The sequence below is a fragment of the Streptomyces plumbidurans genome (assembly GCF_019857225.1).
Lineage (GTDB): Bacteria > Actinomycetota > Actinomycetes > Streptomycetales > Streptomycetaceae > Streptomyces > Streptomyces plumbidurans.
Window position 1 is genome coordinate 22,060 of sequence record NZ_JAFJSY010000003.1, and the last position, 6,478, is coordinate 28,537.

Below are 6,478 nucleotides of genomic sequence, written 5' to 3' on the forward strand. Positions count from 1 at the left end.
TTGGAAGTGGTCCGACAGCTGTCCGACAGCTCCCGCCGGTCAAGATCGTGATCCAGGACCCGATCAAGGAGCTGCCGTCCCGTGACGACCGTCCGAACACGCCCTGCGCCCCCCACGGCGATACGCCCCAGGGTGGTGGCCCGCACCGGCCTGTACGCCGTGCTCGCCGCCAACGCGGCCGTGGTCGCCTGCCTTTTCGCCCAGGCGGGCTTCGCCTCCAACGCGCTGATCGTCATCGGCCGCCTCTTCGGCCTCTACGGCGCCCTCGTCATGGCCTTCCAGCTGGTGCTGGTGGCCCGGCTGCCGTGGCTCGACCGCCGTATCGGCATGGACCGGCTGACCTCCTGGCACCGCTGGACCGGCTTCGCCCTGCTGTGGACGCTCCTCGCGCACGTCGTCCTCATCACCTTCGGCTACGCCGACGGCGCGGACGTCGGCCCGGTCACCGAGATCGTCGACCTGGCCGAGACGACCGAGGGCGTGCTCCGCGCGATCGTCGCGCTCGGCATCCTCCTCGTCGTCGGAGCGGTCTCGGCCCGCTACGCCCGTGGTCGGCTGGCCTACGAGACCTGGCACTTCATCCACCTGTACACCTACGTCGCCGTGGTGCTCGCCTTCACGCACCAGGTCGCGGTCGGTACGACCTTCACCGCGTCGTCCGCGGCGAGGACGTACTGGTACGGGGTGTGGGCCGTGGCCCTCGGCGCGCTCGTACTCGGCCGCCTCGCGCTGCCGCTGTGGCGCAACGCGCGCCACCGGTTCCGGGTCTCGGCGGTCGTGCCCGAGTCCGACGACGTCGTCTCGATCCACATCACCGGCCGCGATCTCGACCAACTGCCCGCGCAGGCAGGGCAGTTCTTCCTGTGGCGCTTCCTCACCCCCGACCGCTGGTGGCAGGCCAACCCCTTCTCCCTCTCCGCCGCCCCCGACGGCCGCAGCCTGCGCCTGACCGTGAAGGCGGCCGGCGAGGGCAGCGCCGCCCTGCGCCATGTGAAGGCCGGCACCCGCGTCTTCGCCGAGGGCCCCTACGGTGCCTTCACCACCCTGCACCGCACCCGCAGCGAGTCCCTGCTCATCGCGGGCGGCGTGGGAGTGACCCCCGTCCGGGCGCTCCTGGAGGACATCGAGGGCCACGCGGTGGTCATTCACCGCGTCACCGCCGAACGCGACGCCGTCCTCCACGACGAGCTGCGGGAGCTGGCGGTCGCCAAGGGGGCCGAGCTGCACCTGGTCACCGGCCCGCCCGTCCCCGACCGGCTGGCGCCGGGCGAGCTGGCGCGGCTGGTGCCGGACATCGCCGAGCGGGACGTCTTCCTGTGCGGACCGCCACCGATGATGAACGCGGTACTGCGCACGCTGCGCGACCTCGGCGTACCCAAGCACCAGATCCACTTCGAGCGCTTCAGCCTGGCGGGCTGAGGGAGACGAACAGATCGTGAAACGAGCCGTACGCGAAGGGCACCTGAGACGCGCCGAGTCGAGCACGTCATGGGTTTCCCGGTCTCACTGTCCGATGGCTGCGCGAGGCCGACGCGCGGTTCAGCCCTTTCCGGGCCGACAGCGAGGCCACATCCGCCCGCTACGAGGGAGAGCGTCGGGTGGGCTGCCTCGGTGCCGGGGTGCGAGGTGTTCGCTGTGGAGGCCGGCGCCCGCGGGTGCGATTTCGCCAGGCTCCCGCAGAATTACTGCAACACAATCGGTCTAGACTCTCCCCCCAACGGCCCGCTTGACCGAGGCCACCGTGCGGACGGCCTCTGCCAGACCCGAAGGGTATTCGGCGTTTTGATACGGATAGATTCAGTCACCAAGCGGTACCCCGACGGCACGGTCGCGGTGGACAACCTCTCGCTGGAGATACCCGACCGGTCCATCACCGTCTTCGTCGGCCCCTCGGGCTGTGGCAAGACGACGACCCTGCGGATGATCAACCGGATGATCGAGCCGAGCGAGGGCAGGATCCTGCTCGACGGCAAGGACCTCGCCCAGCAGCCGGTGAACACGCTGCGCCGGTCGATGGGCTACGTCATCCAGAACGCGGGGCTCTTCCAGCACCGCACGATCGTCGACAACATCGCGACCGTGCCCCGGCTGCTCGGATGGAGCAAGGACAAGGCGCGGGAGCGGGCCCGGGAGCTGATGGAGCGGGTCGGGCTCGACGGCGCGCTCGCCAAGCGGTACCCGTATCAGCTCTCCGGCGGCCAGCAGCAGCGCGTCGGGGTCGCGCGGGCGCTCGCCGCGGACCCTCCGGTGCTGCTGATGGACGAGCCGTTCTCGGCCGTCGACCCGGTGGTGCGCAAGGGACTGCAGGACGAACTGCTGCGCATCCAGGCGGAGTTGGGCAAGACCATCGTCTTCGTCACGCATGACATCGACGAGGCGGTGAAGATCGGCACCAATGTCGCCGTGATGCGCACCGGCGGCCACCTCGCCCAGTTCGCGCCCCCCGCCGAGCTGCTGTCCAACCCCGCGGACGACTTCGTCGAGGACTTCCTCGGCGCGGACCGCGGCATCCGGCGGCTCTCCTTCTTCTCCACCGCGGGCCTCGGCCTGCTCACCACCCCCATCGTGGCCGTCGACTCCACGGCCGAACAGATCACCGAGCGCAGCGCGGGCGACGTACCGTATCTGCTCGTCACCGACGTGGAGGGCAAGCCGCTCGGCTGGAGCGAACCGGCGCTCCTGACCGCGGGCGCCGTCGACCCCGCGCGGCTGCTGCCGTACGGGCGGCCCTTCGAGCACGGCAAGGAGTCGTTGCGCGCCGCGCTCGACGGCGCCGTGCTCTCGCCCACCGGCTGGGCCGTGGCGGTGGGCGCCGACGGCCGGGTCACCGGCGTCGTCTCGCAGCAGACCATCGGCGAGGCGATCCGCGCCGCCCACGCCGAGAACGGCGCCGACGGACACACCGACGGACGTACGGACGGACGTACCGACGCGAAGGTCGCGGGATGAACGGCGGCCTCTTCGACATACCCAGCGACCTGCAGAACACCTACTGGGGCCTGGTCGGCCTCCATCTGCGCCTCGCGCTGATCCCGGTCGTGGCCGGACTGCTGGTGGCGCTGCCGATCTCCCAGCTGTGCGTGATGATGCGCTGGATCTACGCGCCGGTGCTGTGGGTGACGACGATCCTGTACGCGATCCCGTCGCTGGCCTTCTTCGTCGTCCTCATCGACTACACCGGCCAGACCGAGCTGACCGTGATGATCCCGCTCGGCGTCTACAGCCTGGTGGTGTTCGTCCCGGCGATCGTGGACGGTGTGCGGTCCGTGCCGCAGGAGACGCTCGACGCCGCCACCGCGATGGGGCTCGGTCCCGTGCGCCGCTACTTCCAGGTACAGCTGCCCATCGCCGCGCCCGCGATCATCGCCGGGCTGCGCGTGGCGACGGTCTCCAGCATCTCCCTGGTCAGCGTCGGCATGCTGATCGGCAACCAGGGCGGGCTCGGCAACCTGCTCAACGACGGCATGATCTACCACCAGCCGCGCCTGGTCTGGCTGTCCGTGATCGGTACGGCCGTCCTCGCCATCCTCGCGGACGCCCTGCTGGTCCTCGTGCGCGTCCTGGTGACGCCCTGGATGCCGCGCGGCAGCCGCAAGCCCCGTCCCGTCGACGAGCCCGAGTCCCGGCCCGAACCGGCCGCCGCAGCACTGGAGGACGCCGTCCGATGAACGTCCTCCACTTCATCAACTCCTTCTTCAGCGACAGCGCCCACTGGCACGGCTACGACGGCATCCCCACCCGGATGCGCGAGCACATCCAGTACTCGCTGATCGCGCTGGCCATCGCCGCCGCCATCGGCCTGCCCGTCGGCCTGCTCACCGGGCACACCGGACGCGGCGGCAACAGCGTCGCCTTCGTCGCCACCGCGGGGCGCGCCCTGCCCAGCTTCGGCCTGCTGGTACTGATGTTCGTGCTCCTCGGGCTCGGTCTGACGCCGGTGATGATCCCGCTGGTCGTCCTCGCCGTACCGCCGATCCTGGTCACCACCTACGAGGCGGTGCGCTCCGTCGACCCGTCCCCGGTGGACGCGGCACGCGGCATGGGCATGGCCGAGTCACGGATCCTCTTCAACGTCGAACTCCCGGTCGCGCTCCCGCTGATCCTCAGCGGCCTGCGCTCGGCGGCCATCCAGATCGTCTCGACCGCCACCATCGCCGCGTACGTCTCGCTCGGCGGCCTCGGCCGGTACATCGTCGACGGCCTCTACCAGCGCAACTACGAGAAGGTGGTGGGCGGTGCGACCCTGGTCGCCGTCCTGGCCCTGGTGACGCTCGGCATTTTCTGGACGGTGGCCCGCTTCGCGGTCTCGCCCGGCGTGCGCCGCAGCAGCTGACGACCCCGGAGATTCCCGGAGATTCCCGGAGATCCCAGGAGATCCTCGGAGATCTCCGAAGACCGCGGGCCCGGGGCGGATCCTCCATCCGCCCCGGGCCCGCACCTCATCCCACCGCCGCGTGTTACGTCACGCCTCCGTGCGCGCGAGCGCCTGTTCCAGTACGACGAGCAGGGCGTCGCGCACCGAGCCCCGCTCACGCGCGTCGAACACCACCACCGGGACGCGCTCGGTGACGTCCAGCGCCCAGCGCACCTCCTCCAGGGTGTGCTCCACCTTGCCGTCGAAGGCGTTGACGGCGACGGCGAACGGGATCTGCCGGTGCTCGAAGTAGTCGACGGCGGCGTAGCAGTCGTCGAGGCGGCGGGTGTCCACGATGACCAGGCCGCCGACCGCGCCCTCCACGATGTCGTCCCACATGAACCCGAACCGCTCCTGGCCGGGCGTGCCGAACAGATACAGCTTCAGGGTCGGGTCGATGGTGATGCAGCCGAAGTCCATCGCCACCGTGGTCGTGGTCTTGCGCGGGGTGTGGCTCAGGTCGTCCACGCCGGCCGCGACCTCCGTGATGGCGGCCTCGGTGGTCAGCGGCTCGATCTCGGAGATGGAGCCGACGGCGGTGGTCTTGCCCACGCCGAAACCGCCCGCGATCACCAGCTTCACCGGCAGCGGCGGTCTGACGGCGGCCACCGGGGCGGCCGCGACGCGCGCGGCCGGATCAGTCCGAGTCACGGAGTACCCCTCGGGAGTCGGGGATGGCACGCAGGGCCTCGATGACCCTGCGCAGTACGGAGGCGTCGTGGATGACGCCGGAGTCGGGCACGTGCACCACCAGATATCCGGCGGCGCGCAGATCCTCGGCGAGGACCCGGGCCACGTTCAGATGCAGCCGCAGCCGGGCCGCGAGCTCCGCGATGGACTGCGGCTGCCGGCAGGCGGCGACGATGTCGTGCTGCTCGAAGGAGAGCTCGTCGAGCACGGCGAGACCCTCGGCGGTGGCCACCACCTGGGTCTCGACCGGTACCGGCCGGCCGGCCGCCGTCGGCGCCACCCGGCCCGCGGTGACCAGGAACGGCCGTACGGCGGGGGCGGGGCCGACCGGGTCCGGGCCCGGAGGTGGGGTGCCGTCCGCCATGAGGTCGTCGTCCGTCCCTGGGTCAGAGCGCCGTGGGGGAGCCGACGCTGTTCTTCAGCGCGAGCACCAGCTGCGGGCTGAGCGCGTTGCCGGCCCGGTTGGCGAACAGCGTCATCTCGTAGGCGATGTTGCCCAGCTTGGCCTCCTTGTCGGTGACCACGCCGAGGACGGCGCCGCTGCCGATCGCGGAGACCAGGACGTGTCCGCCCTCCAGGTCGATGATGACCTTGTTGAGGCCGCCCAGGCCGTAGTTGCCGGACGCGCCGGCGGCCAGGCTGGTGATGCCGGAGACGATCGCGGCCAGCCGCTCGGAGTCCGCGTGCTCGCGCAGCTCGGACACGGCGATCAGCAGCCCGTCCGAGGAGACGGCGATGGCGTCCACGACACCCGCCGTCTCCGTGGCGAAACGATTGAGCAGCCAGGTGAAGTCGGCTGCAGCGGCCTGCAGTTCGGCATGCGCGGTGGCTCCCGCGTCGGGAGTGTCACCTGTCGACGTGCTCACTGCTCGGCTCCTTCCGGGAGGTAGTTCTGGTCCTGCGGGTCGGTGGTCGCGGGCCGGCCGTCGGCGCTGTCGCGGTTGGCCCGCTCCACGGCCGCCTCGAACTCGTCGAGCGCGCTGCGTACGGCGTCCGGGTCGGCGGGCCGCGGGGCCTGCCGTGCCGCGTACTGGGCGGCGTCCACGGTCGTACGGAGAGTGGCACCGCGGACGCGGCGGCGCAGCGGGCGGGAGGTGCCGTCGCCGGCCGGGGCGGACACCGTCGTCGCGCCGGACTCGGCCGCGGACGACGATACCCGCTGCTCAACTCTGTCCCGGCGGACGGGTGTTGCGTCCTCGGCCCGGCCGTGCGCCTCGGCTGCCGCCGGGTCCCGGCGGGGCAGGCGCCGGGGCAACGGGTTCGGCCGTCCGCCGCCCGCGCGGTCGGCGTCCGCCGATCCGAGGCCCCCCTGGACGGCAATGGAGGGACGGGGGCCCGGCTGGGGGGTGGGCTCGCCGCCGGGGCGGGCGCCGT

At 71.5% G+C, this 6,478-nt stretch carries 7 protein-coding genes and 1 pseudogene; 4 read left to right on the forward strand and 4 right to left on the reverse strand.

Annotated features, from left to right (window positions below):
* Positions 1 to 81 precede the first annotated feature (81 nt).
* From JYK17_RS02955 to JYK17_RS02970, 4 genes are all read left to right on the forward strand, one after another.
* Positions 82 to 1,419 (forward strand): ferredoxin reductase family protein, encoded by a 1,338-nt coding sequence (locus JYK17_RS02955; protein ID WP_108006902.1) that lies wholly within the window; start codon positions 82 to 84, stop codon positions 1,417 to 1,419.
* 363 nt (positions 1,420 to 1,782) lie between these two features.
* Positions 1,783 to 2,949, forward strand: coding sequence for an ABC transporter ATP-binding protein (locus JYK17_RS02960; protein ID WP_108006900.1), 1,167 nt, complete (start codon positions 1,783 to 1,785; stop codon positions 2,947 to 2,949).
* On the forward strand, positions 2,946 to 3,668 hold the full coding sequence (locus JYK17_RS02965) for an ABC transporter permease (RefSeq protein ID WP_108006898.1): 723 nt from the start codon (positions 2,946 to 2,948) through the stop codon (positions 3,666 to 3,668). The genes JYK17_RS02960 and JYK17_RS02965 overlap by 4 nt, the downstream gene beginning before the upstream one ends.
* On the forward strand, positions 3,665 to 4,333 hold the full coding sequence (locus JYK17_RS02970) for an ABC transporter permease (RefSeq protein ID WP_108006896.1): 669 nt from the start codon (positions 3,665 to 3,667) through the stop codon (positions 4,331 to 4,333). The genes JYK17_RS02965 and JYK17_RS02970 overlap by 4 nt, the downstream gene beginning before the upstream one ends.
* A 129-nt stretch (positions 4,334 to 4,462) precedes the next feature.
* Here the strand turns inward: JYK17_RS02970 and JYK17_RS02975 are convergent, their stop codons facing one another.
* The 4 genes and pseudogenes from JYK17_RS02975 to JYK17_RS02990 form a co-directional block, all read right to left on the reverse strand.
* The gene (locus JYK17_RS02975) at positions 4,463 to 5,065 is read right to left on the reverse strand and encodes a GTP-binding protein (RefSeq protein ID WP_108006894.1); all 603 of its coding nucleotides are present in this window, start codon (positions 5,063 to 5,065) and stop codon (positions 4,463 to 4,465) included.
* On the reverse strand, positions 5,052 to 5,468 hold the full coding sequence (locus tag JYK17_RS02980) for a DUF742 domain-containing protein (protein WP_108006892.1): 417 nt from the start codon (positions 5,466 to 5,468) through the stop codon (positions 5,052 to 5,054). Before JYK17_RS02980 ends, JYK17_RS02975 begins: the two co-directional genes overlap by 14 nt.
* 22 nt (positions 5,469 to 5,490) lie before the next feature.
* Positions 5,491 to 5,970, reverse strand: coding sequence for a roadblock/LC7 domain-containing protein (locus tag JYK17_RS02985; protein ID WP_108006890.1), 480 nt, complete (start codon positions 5,968 to 5,970; stop codon positions 5,491 to 5,493).
* A pseudogene (locus tag JYK17_RS02990) lies at positions 5,967 to 6,478 on the reverse strand (ATP-binding protein); the annotation flags it as partial. The gene JYK17_RS02985 and the pseudogene JYK17_RS02990, both read right to left, overlap by 4 nt.